Source organism: Nonomuraea sp. NPDC005983, assembly GCF_040614375.1.
Lineage (GTDB): Bacteria > Actinomycetota > Actinomycetes > Streptosporangiales > Streptosporangiaceae > Nonomuraea.
On record NZ_JBEXUP010000289.1, the window covers coordinates 1 to 2,081 of the forward strand.

At 70.4% G+C, this 2,081-nt stretch carries 2 protein-coding genes; both read right to left on the reverse strand.

The window, feature by feature from the left end; all coding sequences use genetic code 11:
* The coding region (locus tag ABZ297_RS46735) for a phenylalanine--tRNA ligase subunit beta (RefSeq protein ID WP_355361051.1) at positions 1-1,183 on the reverse strand (1,183 nt) is incomplete at its 3' end.
* Positions 1,183-2,081 (reverse strand): phenylalanine--tRNA ligase subunit alpha (gene pheS, locus ABZ297_RS46740; RefSeq protein WP_355361054.1); only part of this gene is annotated, 899 nt, incomplete at its 5' end. The genes ABZ297_RS46735 and pheS, both read right to left, overlap by 1 nt.

Genomic DNA, 2,081 nt, shown 5'->3' on the forward strand with positions numbered 1-2,081 from the left:
CGACGCATGGCCCGGCGAGCTCGCTCCACTTCACGGTGAGGAGCTGCACGGCCCGCCACGAGGCGACCAGCGGCAGCTCGCGGTCGACGCCGCGTTCGAACCGCTTGGACGCCTCCGACACCAGGTTGTGCCTGCGCGACTCGCGGGAGATGCCGGTGGCGGAGAAGTGCGCGGCCTCGATCACGATGTCGGTGGACGCGTCGGAGATCTCGGTCTCCAGCCCGCCCATGGTGCCCGCCATCGAGATCGGCCCGGACTGGTCGGTGATCAGGATGTCGTCGGGGTTGAGCTTGCGCACCACGTGGTCGAGGGTCTCGAGCCGCTCGCCCGGCTGCGCGCGGCGAACCACGATCTCGCCGGTCAGCTTCGACCGGTCGAAGGCGTGCAGCGGCTGGCCGAGTTCCAGCATCAGGTAGTTGGTGATGTCGACGGCCAGCGAGACGGGCCGCATGCCCGCCCTGGTCAGCCGCACGCGCATCCACAGCGGGCTCTGCGCGGCCGGGTCGAAGCCGGTGACCTCGCGCAGGACGAACCGGTCGCACGCGGACGGGTCGGCGATGGACGCGGGCCAGGACCGCTCGCCTTCGGCGGGCAGCTCGACGTCGGCGGGGTCGCGGAACGGCACGCCGAACGCGGTCGCCACCTCGCGGGCCACGCCCCTGATCGACAGCGCGTAGCCGACGTCGGGGGTGATCTCCAGCTCGATGACGTCGTCACGCAGGCCGAGCAGCTCGACCACGTCGGCGCCGATCGGCGTGCCGACGGGCAGGACCATGATGCCGTTGTGGTCGTCGCCGAGGCCCAGCTCGCGCTCGGAGCAGATCATGCCCTCGGACATGCGCCCGTACGTCTTGCGCGCACCGACCTCGAACCCGCCGGGCAGCACGCCGCCCGGCAGCACGACCGGCACCCGGTCGCCGACGACGAAGTTGGTGGCGCCGCAGACGATCTCGCGCGGCGTCGCCTCCCCCACCTCGACCTTGCAGTGCCTGATGGGCTTCTTGAAGCCGGTGAGCTCCTCGATCTCGAGCACCTCGCCGACGACGACGTTCTTCACGTCGTGGCCGTGCGAGGTGATCGACTCGAGCTTGAGCCCTGCGGCGGTGAGCCTGTCGGCCACCTCTTGCGCGGTGGCCGCCGGGAGATCGACGAACTCCCGCAGCCAGGAGAGCGGGACCCTCATCAGATCTCCATTCCGAACGGGAGCGTGAAGCGCACGTCTCCCTCGACCATGTCGCGCATGTCCTCGACGTTGTGGCGGAACATCAGGGTCCGCTCGATGCCCATGCCGAACGCGAACCCCGAGTACCTGGACGGATCGACCCCGCAGGCGATCAGCACGCGCGGGTTGACCATGCCGCAGCCGCCCCACTCGATCCAGCCCTCCGACTTGCAGGTGCGGCAGGGCGGGTTGCCGGGGACGGCCGACGCGCCCCGGCAGACGAAGCACTTGAGGTCCATCTCGGCCGACGGCTCGGTGAAGGGGAAGTAGTTCGGACGGAACCGCGTCGAGATGCCCTCACCGAACATCACCTCGGCGAACCGGTCGAGGGTGCCCTTCAGGTGGGCCATCGTCAGCCCCTCGTCGACCGCCAGCCCCTCGACCTGGTGGAAGACCGGGGTGTGGGTGGCGTCGAGCTCGTCGGTGCGGAACACCTTGCCCGGGGAGATCACGTACACGGGCAGCTCGCGCTGCAACAGCGCCCTGATCTGCACCGGCGAGGTCTGCGTGCGCAGCACCATGCCCGAGTCGGTGGACTCGACGAAGAACGTGTCGTGCTCGGAGCGGGCCGGGTGGTCCTTGGCGATGTTGAGCGCGTCGAAGTTGAACCACTCGCCTTCGAGCTCGGGGCCCTCGGCCACTTCGTAGCCCATCGAGACGAACGTGTCGGCGATGCGCTCCTGCATCGTGGTCAGCGGGTGGCGGGCGCCGCGCGGCTGCCGATCCCACGGCAGGGTGACGTCGACGGCCTCCTCGACGAGCACCCGGGCGTCGCGCTCGGCCTCCAGCTCGGCCTGGCGGGCGGCGAGCGCCTCGTTGATCGCCTTGCGGGCGGCGCCGACGCGCTTGCCGGCCTCGG